Annotated in this window: 19 protein-coding genes and 1 other RNA gene; 10 read left to right on the forward strand and 10 right to left on the reverse strand. The window is 37.2% G+C overall.

Annotated features, from left to right (window positions below):
- Window positions 1-359: 359 nt before the first annotated feature.
- Window positions 360-1799 (reverse strand): ATP-dependent DNA helicase, encoded by a 1440-nt coding sequence (locus tag RM541_RS15635; protein WP_311501097.1) that lies wholly within the window; start codon window positions 1797-1799, stop codon window positions 360-362.
- A 120-nt stretch (window positions 1800-1919) separates the two neighbouring features.
- Between RM541_RS15635 and RM541_RS15640 the strand changes: the two genes are divergently transcribed.
- The 5 genes from RM541_RS15640 (at window position 1920) to RM541_RS15660 (ending at window position 5176) form a co-directional block, all read left to right on the forward strand.
- Entirely contained in the window at window positions 1920-2570 is a 651-nt protein-coding gene (locus tag RM541_RS15640; RefSeq protein WP_311501069.1) for a hypothetical protein, read from the forward strand.
- A complete protein-coding gene (locus RM541_RS15645; protein ID WP_311501070.1) occupies window positions 2557-3378 on the forward strand; it encodes a DUF3822 family protein in 822 nt (273 codons plus the stop codon). Before RM541_RS15640 ends, RM541_RS15645 begins: the two co-directional genes overlap by 14 nt.
- Complete coding sequence (locus RM541_RS15650) at window positions 3375-3914, forward strand: RsmD family RNA methyltransferase (RefSeq protein WP_311501071.1); 540 nt, start codon at window positions 3375-3377, stop codon at window positions 3912-3914. Before RM541_RS15645 ends, RM541_RS15650 begins: the two co-directional genes overlap by 4 nt.
- A gap of 4 nt (window positions 3915-3918) precedes the next feature.
- Window positions 3919-4299, forward strand: a complete 381-nt coding sequence (locus tag RM541_RS15655) for a hypothetical protein (protein ID WP_311501072.1) — start codon at window positions 3919-3921, stop codon at window positions 4297-4299.
- A gap of 79 nt (window positions 4300-4378) precedes the next feature.
- Entirely contained in the window at window positions 4379-5176 is a 798-nt protein-coding gene (locus RM541_RS15660; RefSeq protein WP_311501073.1) for a glycoside hydrolase family 16 protein, read from the forward strand.
- Here the strand turns inward: RM541_RS15660 and rnpB are convergent.
- Window positions 5175-5512, reverse strand: an RNA gene (gene rnpB / locus RM541_RS15665) — RNase P RNA component class A. The genes RM541_RS15660 and rnpB overlap by 2 nt on opposite strands.
- A gap of 126 nt (window positions 5513-5638) precedes the next feature.
- Between rnpB and RM541_RS15670 the strand changes: the two genes are divergently transcribed.
- On the forward strand, window positions 5639-7471 hold the full coding sequence (locus RM541_RS15670; protein WP_311501074.1) for a DNA polymerase III subunit gamma/tau: 1833 nt from the start codon (window positions 5639-5641) through the stop codon (window positions 7469-7471).
- A gap of 2 nt (window positions 7472-7473) precedes the next feature.
- Entirely contained in the window at window positions 7474-8055 is a 582-nt protein-coding gene (locus RM541_RS15675) for a MiaE family protein (protein WP_311501075.1), read from the forward strand.
- Window positions 8056-8297: 242 nt separating this feature from the next.
- Here the strand turns inward: RM541_RS15675 and RM541_RS15680 are convergent, their stop codons facing one another.
- The 8 genes from RM541_RS15680 to pyrR form a co-directional block, all read right to left on the reverse strand.
- Entirely contained in the window at window positions 8298-9191 is an 894-nt protein-coding gene (locus RM541_RS15680) for a Ppx/GppA phosphatase family protein (RefSeq protein ID WP_311501076.1), read from the reverse strand.
- Window positions 9188-11290: a polyphosphate kinase 1 gene (gene ppk1, locus RM541_RS15685; RefSeq protein WP_311501077.1), complete on the reverse strand. Its 2103-nt coding sequence runs from the start codon at window positions 11288-11290 to the stop codon at window positions 9188-9190. The genes RM541_RS15680 and ppk1 overlap by 4 nt, the downstream gene beginning before the upstream one ends.
- Window positions 11291-11293: 3 nt before the next feature.
- Window positions 11294-11779, reverse strand: coding sequence for a SixA phosphatase family protein (locus tag RM541_RS15690; protein WP_311501078.1), 486 nt, complete (start codon window positions 11777-11779; stop codon window positions 11294-11296).
- Window positions 11780-11781: 2 nt separating this feature from the next.
- A complete protein-coding gene (gene pdxH, locus RM541_RS15695) occupies window positions 11782-12426 on the reverse strand; it encodes a pyridoxamine 5'-phosphate oxidase (protein ID WP_311501079.1) in 645 nt (214 codons plus the stop codon).
- 602 nt (window positions 12427-13028) lie between these two features.
- Entirely contained in the window at window positions 13029-13937 is a 909-nt protein-coding gene (locus RM541_RS15700) for a ribonuclease Z (protein ID WP_311501098.1), read from the reverse strand.
- Between the two features lie 33 nt (window positions 13938-13970).
- Window positions 13971-14303 carry a ribonuclease Z gene (locus RM541_RS15705; RefSeq protein ID WP_311501080.1) on the reverse strand — a complete coding sequence of 111 codons (333 nt, stop codon included), beginning with the start codon at window positions 14301-14303 and terminating at the stop codon, window positions 13971-13973.
- Between the two features lie 40 nt (window positions 14304-14343).
- A complete protein-coding gene (locus RM541_RS15710; protein WP_311501081.1) occupies window positions 14344-15276 on the reverse strand; it encodes an aspartate carbamoyltransferase catalytic subunit in 933 nt (310 codons plus the stop codon).
- Between the two features lie 6 nt (window positions 15277-15282).
- On the reverse strand, window positions 15283-15822 hold the full coding sequence (pyrR, locus tag RM541_RS15715) for a bifunctional pyr operon transcriptional regulator/uracil phosphoribosyltransferase PyrR (RefSeq protein ID WP_311501082.1): 540 nt from the start codon (window positions 15820-15822) through the stop codon (window positions 15283-15285).
- A gap of 168 nt (window positions 15823-15990) precedes the next feature.
- Between pyrR and RM541_RS15720 the strand changes: the two genes are divergently transcribed.
- The 3 genes from RM541_RS15720 (at window position 15991) to RM541_RS15730 (ending at window position 20200) form a co-directional block, all read left to right on the forward strand.
- Window positions 15991-19113, forward strand: a complete 3123-nt coding sequence (locus RM541_RS15720) for a PAS domain-containing protein (protein WP_311501083.1) — start codon at window positions 15991-15993, stop codon at window positions 19111-19113.
- Window positions 19100-19492, forward strand: coding sequence for a response regulator (locus RM541_RS15725; protein WP_311501084.1), 393 nt, complete (start codon window positions 19100-19102; stop codon window positions 19490-19492). The genes RM541_RS15720 and RM541_RS15725 overlap by 14 nt, the downstream gene beginning before the upstream one ends.
- A gap of 66 nt (window positions 19493-19558) precedes the next feature.
- Window positions 19559-20200, forward strand: a complete 642-nt coding sequence (locus RM541_RS15730; RefSeq protein WP_311501085.1) for a DsbA family oxidoreductase — start codon at window positions 19559-19561, stop codon at window positions 20198-20200.
- Window positions 20201-20214 lie beyond the last annotated feature (14 nt).

The following is a 20214-nucleotide window of genomic DNA, read 5'->3' on the forward strand; positions in this document are numbered from 1 at the left end:
TGTTGTGTTTTTTAGTTGTTCAAAAATAGCCATTTTAAAGAGGTGGCCTTGTTTAGGTTAAGTTAATTTAAAGAGTTCGTTGTTTGTTGTTGTTTGTTAAAAATTTAAATTATAGCTTTTAAATGGCAAATTTCGACTTAAAACCCTGGCCTGATCTTTTAAAACTCTCTTTTCCTGCAGTATAGCAGTCATTGAACATTTCACAACTCACTCTTTTCGTCTCCTTCTAAAGCCATGCTCCAAAAATGCCAGTTTTCGACCTTCAGAAGAAAAATCTCCCGCAGATAATGATGATTAACAAAGAACAAGTATTTGAAATTATGAAATTCAACTTCTCTTCACTTTTCACTACTCACATTTTATTCATTTTCAACAAAAAAATCATCTTTAAAACCTATCAGGTAAAGCTTATCGGTAGCCCGTGTAACTGCAGTATAAAGCCATCTCAGATACTCCTTGCCTACTCCATTTGGCAAATATGGCTGCTCAATAAATACGGTGTTCCACTGCCCACCCTGCGACTTGTGACAGGTCATCGCATAAGAGAACTTAATCTGCAAAGCATTAAAATATTTGTTGTTTTTAACCTTCAGGAACTTCTTATATTTTGAAGTTTCTTCAGCATAATCTTTCATTACTTCCTGGTAAAGATTATTAGATTCTTCATAGGAAAGGGAGGGCGTGTTGCTCGTTAAAGTGTCCAGCAATACTACGGTTTCAAAGGGCTGCATCTTGGGATAATCTACCATTTGCACCTGCACTTCAGCAAAACGAAATCCGTATAGTTCTTTAATTCCGAAGATTTCCAGCACTTTAACAATGTCACCATTTGCGATAAAACCCGCTTCAGAAGCAGGTTTTATCCAGAAATAATTATTTTTTACCACCATTAAATAATCCCCGGCAGAAATCTCTTCCTCCTGAAATAAAATTCTATTCCTAATCTGTTGATTATATTGGTTTGCACGTTTGTTGGAACGCACAATAATACTGGTTTCTTCATTACCCAGATTGTCATAAGAATCCTGAATAGCTTCCATAATATCATAGCCATCCGTAAGTCTTATCACATCCTTTTTTGAAGTCAGCTCAAATTTAAAGCTCTCATAGAATTCCTCCTGAAGGCATTCCCTTATCCTGGTGGCATTAAGCAATATATCACTTTCTTCACTTTGCCGTACAACCTCGTCCAGCTCTATGTGTTTTACTTCTTTATTATAGTTAAACTGAAGTTTTTCCTCTTGCAGGGCAGGACTCATATCCATTTTAACCGGCGGCAACTGCGCGGTGTCCCCTATTAAAATAAGCTGACAATTTTTTCCCGAATAAACAAATTGCATGAGGTCATCCAGTAGCGATCCATTTTCAAAAAGTTTAGAATCGGCATTTTCATCAGAAATCATAGAGGCTTCATCCACAATAAACAGACTGTTCTTATGCTTATTTGGCTGAAGTACAAAGCTTACTCCTCCTCCCCCTGACTTTTTCGGAAAGTAAATTTTCTTATGTATTGTAAAGGCTTCTTGTTTTGAATAATTGGAAATCACTTTTGCAGCCCTTCCTGTTGGAGCCAGTAAAACTCCAGATTTTTTGATCTTCCACAGGTTTTTAACAAGGGAACTTATAATGGTGGTTTTTCCTGTTCCCGCGAAACCCTTTAAAACAAAAAGAGAGTTATTCCCTCCCTCTGTTGCAAAGGTTGACAATTGTTGTAAAGCGATATCCTGTTTGGCTTTTGCAGGAAAACCCAGATCGTCTAAAAGTAATTTATAGAATGAGGCGGCAGAAGGAACTTCCATAGTAGTTGGGTAAATTATCAAATATACAATGGATTTTTAGGGAAGAAACTTTTACGAATAAAAAAAAATTGTAGATTTGTCCTATACAGTATAAATTTTACTTAAATAAATTATTAAAGCATGAGACTTGTAATTCAGTTACTCCTTTGGTTGGTGATAATTTTCCTGGCCTATCTTACATTTGACGCCGTTTACCGACCTATCCAGTTTAACAAAGTTAAAGAGCAGCGCTACGCTAAAGTAATTGAAAATTTAAAAGATCTAAGAGCTGGTGAACTTGCTCATAGAGAAGTGACCGGAAGATTTGAAGGAGATTTTGACAAACTTGTACGTTTTATTGATACTGCTGAATTTGCCATCACCCAACGTCGAGACACCACTTACCTTGATGAGGAATACAGAAGAACTTATGGGGTTGACCAGTACATAGAAGATATTGTTATTGATACTTTATCTTTTGTTTCTGTTAAAGATTCTTTATACAATGGAAATGAGGAACGTTACAGGAGTATGATTAATGTACCTATTGAAGGTACAGATGCAAAATTTGATCTTGAAGCAGGGACAATTACAAAAGGTGATAACAAAATTCCTGTATTTGAAGCCAAGATTGCAAAGAGTGAAATTTTATATGATCAGGATAGAACCCTTGTTCTCCAGGAAAATGAAATCCAGTCTGTGGATGACGTGAACGGTCGTTTTATAAGCGTAGGATCTATGCAGGAGGTCAATACCAACGGGAACTGGCCACAGTCGTATGGTGACGAGTAAGAAAAAAAAGACTTTTTTAAAACTGTCCATTCAGGTTAGCCTGAATGGACTTTCTTTTTGTGTACTAAATACAGAAAATAAAACTATAGTATTTTATAAAAAGGAAACTTTTACTGCTCAGCTCAATCCCGCCAAAGTTTTAGCAGAAATTAAGCTACTCTACCAAAAAGAATCAGGATTACAACAGGAAGTGGACGAAGTGATTGTAATCTTCAGCAACAGTTTCTACTCCCTTGTTCCCGCCTCTCTCTTTAGTGAAGAAAATGTCTCAAACTATTTAAAATTCAATACAAAAATTCTTAGAACAGATTTTATTGCTTACGATGAACTTCAGGTAAATGATATTGTAAATGTTTACATACCGTACACCAATATCATCAATTACTTTTTCGACAGGTATGGTGAGTTTGAATACCGGCATTCTATAACTGTTTTAATTGAAGAGCTTTTAAAATTACCCGGAGATGACGAGCCCAAAATTTATCTTTATAACAGAAATAACGAATATGATCTGGTGATCGTTGAAAATGGAGAGCTTTTACTTTGTAATACTTTCTCTTATAGTACACGAGAAGACTTTCTCTATTATATCCTTTTTACTGCGGAACAGTTAAATCTTGATCCTCTGGAAATGGATCTTCGCTTTCTGGGTAATATAGATCGCGATTCTCCGTTCTATAAAATTGCTTATGATTATGTTAAAAATATTAGTTTTCCTGACATCTTCTATCCATTTGAATACAGTGAAACGATAGAAAAACCTCTAAAGCAATCTGACGAATATATACTTTTAAAATCTTTGTTATGAGAATAATTTCGGGAACAAATAAAGGCCGTAGAATTAGTGCTCCAAAAAAACTTCCGGTAAGGCCTACACAGGATATGTCCAAGGAAGCGCTTTTTAATATCCTGAACAACCATTTTCATATTAGCAATTTAAAAGTTCTAGATCTCTTTTCCGGTACCGGAAATATTGCTTATGAATTTGCTTCCCGTGGCACAGAAAATATTACTGCAGTGGACAGCAACTTTGAATGTGTAAAATTTATCAAGAAGACAGCTTTAGAACTTGATTTTGATATTACAGTTATAAAAAGTGATGTTTTTAAATATCTCGAAAAAGCTTCTGTAAAAGCTGATATAATCTTTGCCGATCCTCCTTATAATTTTGAAGAAAAATCTTTCAAAAAAATTGCAGAAATAACTTTTGAGAAAGATCTTTTAAATCCGCAAGGGCAACTTATAATTGAACATTCTAAACACACCGATCTTTCTAAGACTATAAATTTTCAGGAAGCCCGGAAATACGGAAACTCAGTTTTCAGTTTTTTTTATGTAACTTAAGGTCATGGCCGAGGTTGCGCATAAAATAGAATTAGACTTTACCACTCTGGAATTCTTCAGTAAATATGTTATTTCCAATTTAAAAGAGGATAGAAGCGTAGAAAAGGAAGAAGCAAATACCCTTAGCAAAATCTGTACAGATTACTATGGGACTAAGCGTTTTGTCTATATTTCTCATAGAATAAATAAATGTAATGTAGATCCTACTGTGTATATATCCAATATGCCCAAAGAAGGGCAATTACGGGGAATAGCTGTAGTAGCAGCAAACACTCCAGCCATAAAATCTGCTAAGTTTGAACGCTTATTTGCTACTTTCGAATTTGAAATTTTTACTGAACTGGATGATGCAATCGAATGGGCTCAAGAACTTATGGAAGAATAATCTAACAATTGTGATTGTTCAATAACTTTCAACTGAGTCTTCCATGATTTCAAAAATTTCTGTAATATTTATTTTGCTAATGACGAATTTAGATGCGACTTCACAAAACCGCAGCTTTAAATTAACTTTCTCTGATGAATTTGATTACAAAGGTCTTCCCAATCCTGAAAAATGGAGTTATGAAGAAGGTTTTGTCAGAAACATGGAACCACAATATTATACCAAGGAGCGGAAGAAAAATACCAGGGTGAAAAATGGAAGTTTGATCATTACAGGTCGAAAAGATAAGATAAAAAACGATTTTTATAAAGAAGGAAGCACCCACTGGCGAACAAAATTGAAATATACGGCTTATACTTCAGCCAGCATTAAGACGTTTGGCAAGTTTAATTTTCAATATGGAAGAGTTCGGGTTCGTGCAAAACTTCCGCAGGGACAGGGCGTATGGCCAGCGATATGGATGCTTGGAACAGATGTTAATGAGGTAGAATGGCCTTTTTCCGGAGAAATAGATATTATGGAATTTGTGGGAAAAGATAATAACCATATTCATGGTACGGTTCACTATCCCACAGATAATGAGGTACAGTATTCATCAGATGGTGCTAAATTGTTTGTTGCTGACCTCCATAAAGATTTTCACGTCTATGGCATTAATTGGACGAAAGATAAAATTGAATTTCTTATAGACGGTGAAATCTACCACACCTTTAAAATAGAAGAAGCAGGCAGTATGGCATATATTTTCAGAAAACCCTATTTCTTAATTTTAAACCTCGCTCTTGGTGGTGGCTGGGCAGGAGAACTCGATGAATCCATATTGCCACAGCAGTTTCTAATAGATTATGTAAGGGTATATCAGAAAATAAAAGAATAAAAAAAGCAGGTCTGTAAGCCGGATTCTGTACTTTCCGAGCAATTCGGAAGCCCTTATCATTTATCTGAGACTTTTGTTGCCAAAAGCCTTTAGCTGCCTACCCTCCGGAAGCAGACGGGCCGTCTGCAGTACCGGTTTACATGGCATTGCACCGCATAGAGTTTACCTGGTTTCACTACAGCGTTACCTGTACATTCTTTCTGTTGCACTTGTCCTAACCTCACGGTCGGTGGGTGTTACCCACTATGCTGCCCTATGGTGTCCGGACTTTCCTCTCAACCTCGCATTTCCGGATAAACCGAAATTAATAGATCAAGCGACAAGGCGACCTGCTTTGGCGCAAAGATACTTCAAATTAGTTGGATTAAATTGTTGATTTCTTATTGCTTTTGTTCAAAAATAAAGGAATCTAGCATAGAACTTAGCCTTGTGATTTTTATATTTGTTGTCCAATAGAATTTAATGGAGCATTTCGTAGTATCAGCCAGAAAGTACCGGCCCCAAACATTTAAAGATGTTGTGGGTCAGCAGGCTATTACCAATACCCTTGCCAATGCCATACAGCACAATCACCTTGCACAGGCGTTGCTTTTTACCGGCCCTCGTGGTGTAGGTAAGACGACCTGTGCCCGTATCCTGGCAAAAATGATCAACCAGGACGAAAATCATGCTCCAGATGAAGACTTTGCATTTAATATTTTTGAATTAGATGCCGCTTCTAATAACTCTGTAGACGATATTCGGAATTTAATAGACCAGGTAAGAATTCCGCCGCAGGTGGGAAATTATAAAGTCTATATTATTGACGAGGTACACATGCTTTCGGCTTCGGCTTTCAATGCTTTTTTGAAGACCCTGGAAGAACCTCCAAAACATGCAATTTTCATACTTGCTACAACCGAAAAGCACAAAATAATTCCCACTATCCTTTCAAGATGTCAGATTTTCGACTTCAAAAGAATAGGAGTAACCGACGCTAAAAATTATCTCTCTTACATTGCAGAACAGGAAGGTGTTACTGCTGATGAAGACGCTCTACAGATTATTGCTCAAAAAGCAGATGGAGCAATGCGTGATGCACTTTCTATCTATGACCGCGTAGTAAGTTTTAGCGGAAATGAACTTACCCGCCAGGCCGTAACAGAGAACCTGAATGTTCTGGATTACGACACCTATATGAAGATTACAGATCTTGTCCTGGAAAATAACATTCCCGGGCTATTGGTCGCATATAACGAGATTTTATCCAGTGGGTTTGACGGCCACCACTTTATTGCAGGACTTGCTTCCCACTTCAGGGATTTGCTGGTATGCAAAGATCAAAAAACGATCTCTCTGCTGGAAGTTGGGGAACAGACCAAGACGAAATATTTTGAGCAATCACAAAAAACTTCACATCAGTTTTTACTGGAGGGAATTAATCTGGCAAACGACTGTGACCTGAAGTATAAAAGTAGCCGTAATCAGCGTCTTCTGGTGGAATTATGTCTTATGCAACTCGCCTCTATCACTTTTGATGGAGAAAAAAAAAAGTCTGAGCGGCGTATAATTCCTGCAACTCATTTTGAAAACGCACCTTCTCGCCTATCTTCCGAAGAAAGAAAGCTGATTCAGAATAACGAATATGCTTCAAATGATGCTGTAGCTCCCAAAGAATCTCAGCTGCCTTCTGAACAAAACAAAACTGAAAACGGAGCTTGTGCGCCTGTTAAGGAGAATCCAGAATATTATTCTAATAACAGTCCCGCAGAAGAACCAAAGCAGGATAAAGCTGTAATAGCGTCCCTTGCTGCTACAAAACCTAAGACAGAGCCAATAAAGGATACTTCCATAAAAAAAGAAAAAGTTTCCGGTCTTTCCCTGAAGAGTATTCGGACCAAAAAAGAAATTGCAGCCAAACAGCAGGCGAATACTCCTACCGAAAAAGAAATGACGGGTGAGTTTTCTGAAACACAGCTGCAAATGGCCTGGAATGAATATGTGCAAAGACTGAAGAAAAGCGGAGAAAAAATTCTTGCCTCTATCCTTGAGACCGATCTCCCAAAACTTAAGGAAAAAGAAATTGTTATAGAACTTCCTGCCGAAACCATGAAGATTGACCTGGAGAGAGCTCAAAACAAACTGATGGGATTTTTGAAGAGCAAGCTTCACAATTCCCAAATATCACTCACCATCCTGGTGAACGAAAGCAGTGCCAAGAAATTTGCTTTTACTCCAATGGAAAAATATAATAAACTGAAGGAAAAAAATCCTTTAATTGACAAACTGAGATCAACTTTTGATTTAGATGTATAACTATGTTAGGATTAAAATTACCAACAGATCCAAGATGGGTCGATATTGCTGAAAAAAACATAGATGAAATTCTTATTGACCATGCTTATTGTGAACAAAAAGCAGCATCAACTGCAATTTCTCTAATTGTTACCTATCCCGAATATTCAGAACTTGTGACAGCTATGACTGCTCTGGCAAGGGAAGAAATGGGACACTTTAAAATGGTTCATGACAGGATTCTTAAGAGAGGATACATTATGGGTCATGACAGAAAGGACGAATATGTGATCCAGTTGCGCAGTTTTTTTCCGAAAGGTGGTAGCCGAGCAACCCAGCTAGTACATAGGTTATTAATTGCCGGATTAATTGAAGCCAGAAGCTGTGAACGTTTTAGGTTGCTTTCAGAAAAACTGGAAGACAAAGAACTTGCCGAATTTTACCGTAGCTTAATGGTAAGTGAGGCTAACCACTACACGATGTTTCTTCAATTTGCGCGAAAGTATGGAGATCGTGAAGTTGTAGACCAAAAATGGCAGGATTTGCTTGAATTTGAAGCTGAAGTAATGAAAGATCTTGGAAAAAAAGAGAGTATCCACGGATAATCTTATAAAGCTTTTCATTCCCCAAGTATAAAGGAGCTTCAAAATTGGCAATTTTCTATCTCCAGGTAATTTATAGTCACTAATAGGGTCTTTTCCGCTGATAATCGCTGCCAGAAATCCGAAAAAAATTCTAAACTATAGCTGAATACAAGTAAATATCAAGGTTTTTATTGCCGACTGCTTCAGTTTATCGAAAATTGGCAAATTCGTACCTGCTCTTAATTTTTCATTCCTTAAAACAACTAATTTTGATTCTCATTATATAACGATTTAATGATTCCATCAGAAAGACCAATTTTGGGAACATAAATCTGATTTGCTTTAGCCCATCTCATAGAATTTACATAAATCTTGGATGCAGGAATAATAACATCTGCCCTATCGCTTTTAAGATCCAGCTCTGTAATCCTTTCTTCGTAGGTGTAAGAGTTGATCAATTCATCATATTTTTTTAAATACGCCAGACTTAAAGGTTTACCTTCTTTCTTTCCACTGGTCTTAAAGATGTTATTTATGTTACCGCCGGAGCCAATAAGATCTATATCATTAAATCCTTTAGTAGTCTCTTTCACCCAGCTTTGCATTTCTTTCCAGGTACTGTTTTTCACCAGATCGTTTAGCAACCTCACTGTACCGACTTTAAAGGATTTTGAAGCCACGGTCTTGCCATTACTATAGAGCGTATATTCGGTACTACCTCCACCAACATCTACATAAAGATAATTACAGTCATTTTGAATAAGCGCATGCAAATCTGTAGCTGCAATGATGGCTGCTTCATGATTCCCGTCTATTATTTCGATATCCACACCAGATTTTTCCCTGATCATTTGGGTTACTTTTTCCCCATTTTCAGCTTCTCTCATTGCTGAAGTTGCACAAGCTTTGTATTTTTCTACGCCATGGGATTTCATTAATAAGTCAAACGCACTCATTGTATCCAACATTCTGGAAATATTTCTTTCGGAAATATTTTTTTTCAGAAAAACATCAGCCCCCAGGCGAATTGGCACCCTTACAAGCGAGGTTTTTCTGAAGGTTGGGTCCTGTCCTTCTTTCTCGGTAATAGTAGATACAAGTAACCTCACGGCATTGGAACCTATATCTATAGCTGCGTAGTTCTTTTGTATAATCACTCTGTTGTTGTTTCAATTTTTTTTAAATAGTAATCGTATAATGCAAACTGAGAGCGCAGAGGAGGTTTATCGTCTGTTCTTCGACTATTTGTCTGCTCCGTATCAAAAATTCTTGCTTTCACATTGTCTTTCCAGCTTATCTCAAAGGTTTCCAGGATTTCTTTCTTAATATCTTTATCGTAAATGGGACACGAGATCTCCACTCTTTGATCTAAATTCCTGGTCATCCAGTCTGCTGAAGAAATATATACTTTTGGATTTCCTGAATTTTCAAAAATATAAAGCCTGGGATGTTCTAAAAATTTATCTACAATACTTATAGCTTCAATATTTTCGCTCATCCCTTTAACTCCGGGAATCAGGCAGCATATGCCACGTACAATAAGTTTAATCTTCACCCCTGCTGAGCTGGCCTGATAAAGCTTATCAATCATTTTATAATCTGAAAGACTGTTCAGCTTTAATTTGATTTCAGCATGAATACCTTTTTTAGCTGCGTCTATCTCCTTCTGAATCAATCCCATTAAAGCTGTTCTGGTATAATGAGGAGAAACTAAAAGATGTTTGTACTTGTTTACTTTATAATTTGTTTCAAAAAAGTCGAAAACCTTATTCACTTCTTTTAGGATTTCAGGATCTGCGGTGAACAGTGTATAATCTGTATACACTCTGGAGGTGGATTCATTAAAGTTTCCCGTACTTAAGAATCCGTACCGTCGTGTTCTTCCTTCTTCTTCCCTTTCTATTACACAGGCTTTACAATGGACTTTAAGCCCGGGCACCCCAAATATAAGGTTCACTCCTTCCTGCTGCATTTGTTCTGCATAACGGATATTCGCTACCTCGTCGAATCTCGCTCTCAATTCAATTTGTACAGTTACCTTTTTACCATTTTTCACCGCATTTATTAAAGAACTAGCGATATGGGAAATTTTTGCCAGCCTATAAATCGTTATTTTAATGGTTTTTACCTTAGGATCCAAAGCTGCTTCCCTCAGAAACTTAACAGTATAAGCGAAGGTTTGATAAGGAGTGTAAAGCAGGAAATCTTTGGCAGCAATGCCAGATAAGAGACTGGCTTGCAGAATAAGCCCGGGAATTGGCAAAGGATCACGCACTTCATAATACAATTCGCTGGCGCCAAGACTGGGAAAGTTCATATAGTCCCTTCTATTATGATACCTTCCGCCAGGAATAATACTGTCTGTAGAATCAATCCCCATCTTGTTCATTAAATAGGATAGGGTATCCTCATCAATATTCATATCATACACAAAACGCACAGGATCGCCTTTAATTCTGTCTTTTACACTACTGGATATTTTTTCTATAAAACTTTTACTTAGATCACTATCAATATCCAGCTCTGCATCTCTTGTTATTTTAATCATATGAGCTGTTATACTCTCATATTCAAAAATGTTGAAAATACGATGAAGATTATACCTTATAAGGTCATCCAATAACATGATGTACTGCTTCCCATCCTCCTCAGGCAGAACCACAAAACGCTCAATACTCCTGGGAATTTCAATAAGGACATATTTTCTTTCCTTAACAGATCGATCAATAAGCTGGGTGATTCCATGTTTGGGAACATCTTCTTTCATCACCATTTTCACAGCCAAATATGCTGCACTATCTTTAAGGCTGGGTATTTCCGGAAGGTCATTTAGAATAATGGTGACCAGTGCAGGGCTCACTTTAGCAAGGAAAAATTCCTTGATAAATTCCTCCTGTGATTCTGAGACTTCGGTCTCTTTAATGATATTTATGTTGTGATTCCTGAGCCTTGTCTGGATATCCTCGAGAATTTTTAAACTTTCTGATTGCTGACGGATTACTATTTGAGTAATTTTTTCCAGTAATTTACTGGCCTTAATTCCTCCCAAAGCACTTTTCCCTGCTTTACCTGCCAGATCTATACGTTTTACCGTGGCATATCTTACTTTAAAAAATTCATCCAGGTTATTTGAAAATATTCCTAAAAACCTCAATCGTTCTATTAAAGGGACAGTTTCATCTTCAGCTTCCTGAAGCACTCTGGAATTAAATTGTAACCAGCTAAGTTCCCGGTTAATATATTTTTTGTTCAGCATAAATTATCTCAAATTCTTAGGAAGTAACGTTATAATTGTTCTTCCGTTTTTAATACGCTCCCATTTATTACTTTCAAAATCGATCACGCAGAGACCTGTGGTAGGTAGGTTATCCAGGTTTTTATCTCCCAGTGAATTTACAGCATTAGTAATAGCCGGGTTATGGCCAAAGATTATTAACTTATCTATAGAATCTGGGCACGATTTAATTATTTCCAGCAGCTCGTTAGCATCAAAAGTATAGAGATCCTGCCGAATCGTAAACATCTTATCTGGTACTTTTAATTCCTCTTTAAACATTTTTGCGGTCTCCAGCGCTCGCGTGGCGGGGCTGCTCCATAACGAAGCCGTAGGCGAATAAAATTCTTTAAAAGTACCTGCAACCTTTCTTCCATCTCTGTAACCCCTTTTCCTTAAAGGCCTCTCATGATCGGGAAGATCGTGTTTCCAGGACGACTTACCATGTCTTACCAGAATCAATCTTTTCATAGTTAAGGTGCTAAACGTTCAACTTTCCATTTCTCTTCTAATTTAGAAAAGAGAATCCGGTCGTGCAGACGATTTTGCCTGCCCTGCCAAAACTCATAACTCACAGGAGAAACATTATAACCTCCCCATTCTTCTGGTTTAGGTATTGTTTGTCCCTCATATTTCTTTGTTAGCTGCTCTATTTTCACCTCCAACTCTTCCCGTGAAGAAATTGGTTCACTCTGGTTGGAAGCTAAAGCACCTAATTGGCTACCTCTGGGCCTGGAATGAAAATATTTTATAGATTCTTCTTTTGTATTTTTTGTTGCAACTCCTTTAATTATTACCTGTCGCTCCATATTGGGCCAGAAAAATGAAAGACAGATATGAGGGTTCTTTTCTATATCCAGACCTTTCTCAGACTTATAATTTGTATAAAAGGTGAATCCTTTTTTGTCGTATTTCTTCAGTAAAACAATCCGGTTTTTGGGAAATCCATCAAGCCCTATAGTTGCAACGTTCATGGCGTTTACTTCTCCCACACTATCATCATTTTCTGCCTCCACAAACCATTCACCAAACAAAACAAGGGGAGAAACGGGAATAGGTTTTTCTGAAAACTCATATTTCTCATATGATTTTCTATAATTCTGAAGATCTTTTTCCATTTATAAATACTTTACTGCAATTTACGGGTTTTAGAGAGAAGTAAAAATGGGAATAAGGAACTTTATTTGAGTAAAAAATAACCTTTAAAGAACAAGCTTAAAGAAATTATCATAAGAAAACCCTTACAAGTAAATGAGTAAAAGTGTGTAAATGAATTCAGGTCACAATTTTATCTCTTTAACTTTTTCATAAAAATAATTACTGCAGGATTGACTTCCAGTTTCTGTAACAGTAATGAAAAATCCGAAAATCTACTAAGGCTAACCATTTCTACGCATTAGACTCGCATCTCTATGATCTTAGCAACATAAACGTTTCTAAAATGGAGGAAGGGAATTGGATAAAAATAAGCGAAGTTAAAACAGTCAGAATGTGCCCAATTATAAAAAATGGCTTCATGATGCCAAGTAAGAAATTCGGTATATAAATCAGAAGATGGTTCTTAAAACCATATAGAAAGAATGAACTTAGGCATAGATTTCGAAAATTTCCACTTGTTGAAGTGGAAGAACCCCGTATATTATTAAATATTCACTACAGATATTGAAAAATACACAATCAAATGCTGCCTTTTTCAAGAAGTCTTTCTCTTCTCTATAATCTATTCAAATACAAAAACCTTTCCGTCATCGGAAAGTTCACAATTCGGAAATATTTCCGAGGCTTCTTCTTTAAATTCTTCAATATTAGGATAGCGCGTAGAATAATGACCTAAGAGAAGTTGTGATACGCCGGCCTCCTTCGCAATTGCAGCAGCTTGCTTCGCAGTAGAATGTTTGGTAGGTGCGGCAAGTTCAAACTTGTCATCTAAAAAAGTGGATTCGTGATATAAGACTGTTGCCCCTTTTATCTGGGGTACAATTTCCGGATAAAATGCAGTGTCGCTACAGTAGGCATAGCTTTTTACCGGGGCCGGATCTGTCGTAACCTCTGTGTTTGGAATAAGCTCCCCATCTTCAGAAATTACATTCTTACCTTTCTTTAAGCTGTTATAAAGGCTGACATCTATATTAAACTCCTGTGCCTTCTGAATAAGCAACTTCCTTTCTCCCGGCTTCTCTCTGAATAAAAAGCCATTAGTATAGATTCTGTGATTCAGAGGGATTGTCTCTACTGTAACTTTCGCATCTTCATATATTATTTCTGAAGATTTACTCTCCAGTTCATGGAAATAAAGCGAATAATTTGTCCAAGAATTCGAAAGTTTTAACTGCAGGGTGATAATTTCTTTAATACCCTTTGGACCATAAACATGAAGATCTATTTCGCGGTTCAAAAGCCGAAAAGTAGAAATTAGTCCGACAAGTCCAAAACAGTGATCCCCATGAAGATGGGAAATAAAAATATGTTGAATTTTGGAGAATTTAATTTTATTTCTTCTTAGCTGCACCTGGGTTCCCTCACCGCAATCAATTAAAAAAATATGGTTCTTAATTTCTAAAACCTGGGAAGTAGGATTAGTAAAAGTTCGTGGAGTAGCAGCATAGCAACCAAGAATGGTAAGTTTCATCATAATATTTCCACACATCTAATTGAAGAGGTATTAAAACCCCAAATCCCTTTCAATTTCTTCCATTTGCACCACATCTTCAGCTTCCTGTAAGGTAGGTACTACCATTAGTTCCTCCGGAACTTTATCCATATGCAGCGCGTTATTTACGATTACAAAAGACTTCTTCTGCTTCTTGTGAACATTCGATAACTCTAAGAAGCCAAGCAATTCATCAAGTCGAAGATTTTCGTAATTCTGAATATCTATGATAACATTATACGCCACAAATTCATCATGATGCTTTGTGAGATAAGATGCAAAAGATGTGATGGAATCCTGGTCATTCTCAATAAGGAGATGATTTTCTTTTTCTGTAGTCTTCATAATTCTTCTTTGATCTTAAAGTTATAAAAGACGGGGCACATTATTGCTTTATTTTTGAAGCAAGTAAATAAATTACAGCCATTCTCACTGCTACTCCATTTTGAACCTGGTCCAGAATAATGGCCTGGCTGGAATCTGCAACATCACTGGTAATTTCCACTCCCCTGTTAATGGGACCAGGATGCATCACCACGATCTCTTTAGAAAGTCCTTCAAGAATATTCTTGTTTAAACCGTACTGCTGGATATATTCCCTCGTACTGGGAAAATAGCTTATATCCATTCTCTCGTTTTGTACCCTTAACATGTTTGCCACATCGCACCATTCCAGTGCAGCTTTAAGATTAGTCTCCACTTTAACACCCAGAGATTCTATATACTTCGGAATTAGCGTTTTTGGACCACAAACCTTAACCTCAGCTCCCTGAAGTTTTAAAGCAAATATGTTTGAAAGAGCTACGCGGCTATGAAGGATATCCCCAACTATCACGACCTTCTTTCCTTTTACAGTTCCCAGTTTTTCCCTGATAGAGTAAGAATCAAGCAAAGCCTGAGTAGGATGCTCATGTGCACCATCCCCCGCATTAATTATTCTTGCATTAACGTGCTTTGAAAGAAAGATTCCTGCTCCCGGGTTAGGATGCCTCATTACCACCATATCCACTTTCATAGAAAGGATATTGTTAACGGTATCAATAAGCGTTTCTCCCTTTTTAACAGAAGACGATGCCGCAGAAAAATTTATTATATCCGCACTTAAACGTTTTTCGGCAAGTTCAAAAGATAAGCGGGTACGGGTACTATTTTCAAAAAAAAGGTTGGCAATGGTAATATCACGAAGAGAAGGAACTTTTTTAATTGGCCTGTTGATCACTTCCTTAAAATGATCTGCAGTTTTAAAAATTAATTCTATATCTTCTTTATCGAGATATTTTATTCCAAGTAAGTGATCCACACTTAATTCGCTCCTCATTTTCTTCTATTTTGAAATCAAATAAACAACATCCTCGCCTTCATTCTCCTTCCAGTTTACCTTTACCTTTTCTTCATTTATTGCATCTACCTGTCTGCCATTATAATCTGGCTGTATCGGTAAATGCCTGCTAAATCTACGATCGATAAGAGTTAGTAGCTCTATTTCCCTTGGCCTACCAAAAGACTGGATTGCAGTTAAAGCACTTCTTATACTTCTGCCGGTATAGAGAACATCATCTATAAAAACCACTCTTTTATCTTCTACCACAAAATCAATTTTCGTTTTATTGGCTTCCAGTGGTTTTTCTCCTCTTCTAAAATCATCCCGATAAAAGGTAATATCCAGCTGCCCGGACTTGATCTCCGTAATATTAAATTCACTGTTTAGAATGTCTTCTATTCTGGATGCCAAAAAAACACCTCTTGGTTGTATTCCTACTAAAACAGTATTTTCAAAAGTGGTATGATTTTCTACTAACTGGCACGCCAATCGATGCAATATGATGTCTATTTCTTTGGAACCTAATAAGACTTTCTGACTCATATTTATTTTAGATGAAGTATTTGAAAAACAAAAGTAGTATTTTTTTTCTTCCGCGTCGGGATGGCTTCAAAAAGTTTGTACGTTAGGAGAAGTACTGGTACATTTAGTGTTAATAGAAAGTTAATTATCAGTAAAAATTCTTACTTTTATGCCCTAACATTCAATTGCATGAGAGCAAGATTCCCCAAAGCTCAGAAGTTAACCACTTCACATAAAAACCAAGAGAAACAACAGAAAAAATTAAAGGATTCCCTTTATCAAAACGTCAGGGAGAATGAGTTTGTTTTTGATTTTATTCAGGAAAATTCCAGGGATGGCACCTGGATAATCGATCTTCAAAATCCTGTAATTTGTTGGATGAATCCAAAGTTTCGTGAAGTACTTGGAATTAATCAGGAACACGACTCTCAAAATTTTTGCTGGCAGGATTTTATAATTTCTGAAGATCTTCAAAAGGTCGAAAATTGGCTAAATTTCACTTCAACTAATGATTCCGAAATTATAAAATTCCAGAGTACCGCAGGGTACCCTGTCTGGATGAAATGTCGCACCACCATTATAAGTGCGCAAAATAAAAATCCCCTGCTCCTTATAGGTTTAATAGATATAACCAGATTTCAGAATAAAAATCAACAGCTCATACAGGAGCTTCAGCGTTATGAACATATTATAGAGGGAACAAATATTGGCGCCTGGGAATGGAATGTTCAAACCGGAGAAGCCAAGTTCAATGAGCGCTGGGCAAACGTCCTTGGTTACAGGTTGGATGAAATCCAGCCCACCTCTGCAGATACATGGAAGAGATTTGCACATCCTGAAGATATGGAAAAATGTGACCTCCTTTTCAAAAAGCATTTTGCCGGAGAAACCGAATTTTATGAAGGTGAAGCCCGAATGAAAAACAAAGCGGGGGAATGGATTTGGGTATTGGACAAAGGAAAAGTCGTAAGCTGGACTGCTGATGGAAAACCTGAATGGATGACAGGTTTTCATGAAGAAATTACCCAGAGAAAAAAAGAGTTTGAGCGAAACCAATTGTTTATTGACCAGGCGCCCAGTGCAATTGCCATGTTTGATAAGGATATGAATTATCTCGCAGCTTCCCAAAAGTGGCTGGAGGAAAATAAAATTGAAGCTGGAGAACTAATAGGAAAATGCCATTACGAATTATGTCCTTACATAAAGGAAGAGTGGCGTGAGATTCACAGCCAGGCCCTGCAAGGTGCTGTAAAAAAAAGTGAGGAAGACTGGTATTTAGATGCAAACGGAAAAGAAAAATGGTTGAGTTGGGAAGTAAGGCCTTGGTATAATTATAACAACCAGATAGGTGGTATTCTTGTGTATACCAATGATATTACCCCTTTAAAATCTGCTGAAAAGGAAAACCTGGAAAAACAGGTCTTAATGCAAACTATCCTGGACAATGTAGAAGTGGGTATTATTTCCTGTGACAAAAATGGAAGGCTGACTTCCTTCAACAAGGCTACAAAAAAATTGCACGGCATCCCTCTTGAAAATATCGCTACTTCAGAATATTCTGAATACTACGGACTCTTTTCTACAGATGGTAAAACCATGTTAAAAGAAAAGGATATACCTTTATTAAAAACCCTCTGGACCGGAAAGGTCGAAAATGAAGAAATACTTATTAAAAAACGTAGTGGTGATTCCAAGCTTGTAAGTGTAAATGGATCGCAGTTAAAAGATGCTAACGGAAATGTGCGGGGAGCCGTTGTGGCGATGCACGATATCACATCTAGAAAAGAAACCGAGGATAAACTAAGAATAAGCGAACAAACCTTTCGTGGAAATTTTGAGAATGCCGCTATTGGAATGGCCATAGTAGGGCTTAAAGGAGAATGGATAGAAGTGAATGAAGCCCTGTGTGATATTGTTGGTTACACGCAGGATGAGCTTATAAATTTAACATTTCAGGACATTACTCATCCAGAAGACTTAAATAAAGATCTGGAAAATTTACAGCACCTGGTTTCGGGGAAGGGTAATAATTATCAGATGGAGAAGAGGTACATTCATAAAGAAGGATACCAGATAAATATTATACTTGCAGTTTCAATTGTAAGAAATACAAAAAGCAAACCACTTTATTTCGTTTCTCATATCACCGATATTACCAGAAGAAGAAATGCCGAGCAAAAATTACAGCATGCACTCGCACAATTAAAAGGAATTTTTGAAGCAAGTAGCCAGGTGAGTGTAATAAGTACCGGCACTAATGGTATAATTACAAATTTTAATCGTGGAGCCGAAAACTTACTAGGTTACCCCAGAGAGGAAATGGAAGGAAAAAGATCCCCTGCCCTTATTCATCTTCCGGAAGAAATAGAGGAAATAAGCAAAGAACTCAGCGCACACTTTGGTCGGGACATTAAGGGTTGGGAAATTTTTGCCGCTTTGGCCAAAAGAGGCGAGTACGATACCAGGGAGTGGACCTATGTAAGGAAAGATGGCACACAGTTTCCGGTCCAGCTCACTTTTACAGCAATACGCGACAATGATGACATTATTGGTTACCTGGGGGTGGCTGCAGATATTAGTGAAATAAAAAAAGTAGAACAGGAGGTCAAATCTTTACTGGAATTAACGAAAGACCAAAACCAGCGCCTTCGGAATTTTGCCCATATAGTATCGCACAACCTGCGTTCCCACTCCGGGAATTTTGGGATGTTACTGGATCTTTATAAACAGGACCATCCAGAGGCAGCCGAGAATGAAATAGTACAGTTACTGGGTACGGCTTCAGATAATTTGAAGGAAACGGTCGCCCACCTTAATGAAGTTGTTCTAATGAATACTAAAGTAGCTGAAAATTTACTTCCCATTAACCTGCAGAATGCTATTAACAGAGCAACGAAGAACGTTTCTGCGCTTTCGAAAGAAGTAAACCTTGAAATCATTAATAATGTTGACGCCAATTTTGAAATACTTGGAATACCCGCATATGTAGAGAGCATTCTGCTTAATTTTCTTACTAACGGAATCAAATACAGATCCCCGGACAGAAAAAGCTATATTAAACTTCATGCAAAGAAAAATCAACAATTTACAATTCTAAAAATTGAAGATAATGGCCTGGGGATAGATCTTAAAAAGTATGAAAGTAAATTATTCGGGATGTACAATACATTTCATCACCATAAAGACGCACGCGGAATCGGGCTTTTTATCACAAAAAACCAGATTGAAGCTATTGGAGGAAAAATAGAAGTAGAAAGTGAAGTTGGTAAAGGAACAATATTTAAGCTATATTTAAAATATGAAGAAAATTGATATTGCCTGTATAATTGATGATGATCCTATTTTTGTGTTTGGAGCAAAAAAGATCATGCAGTTCTCCGACTTTTGTAATAGCTTTATGGTTTACCATAATGGTGAAGAAGCCATTAATGGTCTAAAATCCATAATAATTGCTAAAGAAAAATTACCCGATATTATTCTACTCGATTTAAATATGCCCATTATGGATGGATGGCAGTTTTTAGATGAATTTACCCAGATTCCTGCTGAAAATGAGATCACCATATATATCGTTACCTCCTCCATAAATCCTGAGGATATTAACAGGGCGAAGTCCTATAATAGGGTTAGCAATTACCTTGTAAAACCTATTTCCATTGAAGACCTGCGGAAGATTCTTGAAGAAAGCTAATTTACCGTGCTATTTTAGACAAGATAAAAATCGGGTCAAAATGCCATTTTAAGCAAAATAAAAGTTATGATACAAGTAGATATATGGTCAGATGTGCGGTGTCCTTTTTGCTATATAGGAAAGCGCCGGTTCGAAGGTGCTCTGGAAAAGTTTCCTGAGAAGCAACGGGTAAATGTCGTATGGCATAGTTTTCAGCTTGATCCCAATATAGAGACGCAGCCGGAAATTTCCGCACTCGATTATTTCGTAAAAGCAAAAAATGTGACGAAAGAACAGGCGGGGGAAATGTTTGACGGTGCACGTAGAATGGCTACGGAAACTGGACTGGAAATGAACCTCAAAACTTCTATAGTAGCCAATTCTTTTAAAGCACATCTTTTAATTCAACTGGCAAAAACAAAAGATCTGGCAAACCAGTTAGAAGAAGCCCTTTTTGAAGCACATTTTAAAGAAGCAAAAAACATTGATGATGAAGAAGTGCTTATTGGAATTGCCAAATCTGTCGGAATAGCAGAAACAGAGGCAAAAGAAGCATTAAATGCTTCAGTTTTTGTCGCTGCAGTAAAAGAAGATGAAATGCAGGCACAAAAAATCGGAGTCCGAGGGGTTCCTTTCTTCGTTTTCAATAGTAAATATGCCGTTTCAGGAGCTCAGGCATCAGAATCTTTCCTTGAGGTGCTTCAGAAAGTTTGGCAGGAAACTTCATAGAATTTTTTCTGAAT

The organism is Autumnicola psychrophila, assembly GCF_031846645.1.
Lineage (GTDB): Bacteria > Bacteroidota > Bacteroidia > Flavobacteriales > Flavobacteriaceae > Autumnicola > Autumnicola psychrophila.

Coding starts and splice junctions, on each gene's coding strand:
- RM541_RS15635 (WP_311501097.1), bottom strand. CDS start 1,799: ATGGAAGTTCCTTCTGCCGCCTCATTCTATAAATTACTTTTAGACGAT.
- RM541_RS15640 (WP_311501069.1), top strand. CDS start 1,920: ATGAGACTTGTAATTCAGTTACTCCTTTGGTTGGTGATAATTTTCCTG.
- RM541_RS15645 (WP_311501070.1), top strand. CDS start 2,557: ATGGTGACGAGTAAGAAAAAAAAGACTTTTTTAAAACTGTCCATTCAG.
- RM541_RS15650 (WP_311501071.1), top strand. CDS start 3,375: ATGAGAATAATTTCGGGAACAAATAAAGGCCGTAGAATTAGTGCTCCA.
- RM541_RS15655 (WP_311501072.1), top strand. CDS start 3,919: ATGGCCGAGGTTGCGCATAAAATAGAATTAGACTTTACCACTCTGGAA.
- RM541_RS15660 (WP_311501073.1), top strand. CDS start 4,379: ATGACGAATTTAGATGCGACTTCACAAAACCGCAGCTTTAAATTAACT.
- RM541_RS15670 (WP_311501074.1), top strand. CDS start 5,639: ATGGAGCATTTCGTAGTATCAGCCAGAAAGTACCGGCCCCAAACATTT.
- RM541_RS15675 (WP_311501075.1), top strand. CDS start 7,474: ATGTTAGGATTAAAATTACCAACAGATCCAAGATGGGTCGATATTGCT.
- ppk1 (WP_311501077.1), bottom strand. CDS start 11,290: ATGCTGAACAAAAAATATATTAACCGGGAACTTAGCTGGTTACAATTT.
- RM541_RS15690 (WP_311501078.1), bottom strand. CDS start 11,779: ATGAAAAGATTGATTCTGGTAAGACATGGTAAGTCGTCCTGGAAACAC.
- pdxH (WP_311501079.1), bottom strand. CDS start 12,426: ATGGAAAAAGATCTTCAGAATTATAGAAAATCATATGAGAAATATGAG.
- RM541_RS15700 (WP_311501098.1), bottom strand. CDS start 13,937: ATGAAACTTACCATTCTTGGTTGCTATGCTGCTACTCCACGAACTTTT.
- RM541_RS15705 (WP_311501080.1), bottom strand. CDS start 14,303: ATGAAGACTACAGAAAAAGAAAATCATCTCCTTATTGAGAATGACCAG.
- RM541_RS15710 (WP_311501081.1), bottom strand. CDS start 15,276: ATGAGGAGCGAATTAAGTGTGGATCACTTACTTGGAATAAAATATCTC.
- pyrR (WP_311501082.1), bottom strand. CDS start 15,822: ATGAGTCAGAAAGTCTTATTAGGTTCCAAAGAAATAGACATCATATTG.
- RM541_RS15720 (WP_311501083.1), top strand. CDS start 15,991: ATGAGAGCAAGATTCCCCAAAGCTCAGAAGTTAACCACTTCACATAAA.
- RM541_RS15725 (WP_311501084.1), top strand. CDS start 19,100: ATGAAGAAAATTGATATTGCCTGTATAATTGATGATGATCCTATTTTT.
- RM541_RS15730 (WP_311501085.1), top strand. CDS start 19,559: ATGATACAAGTAGATATATGGTCAGATGTGCGGTGTCCTTTTTGCTAT.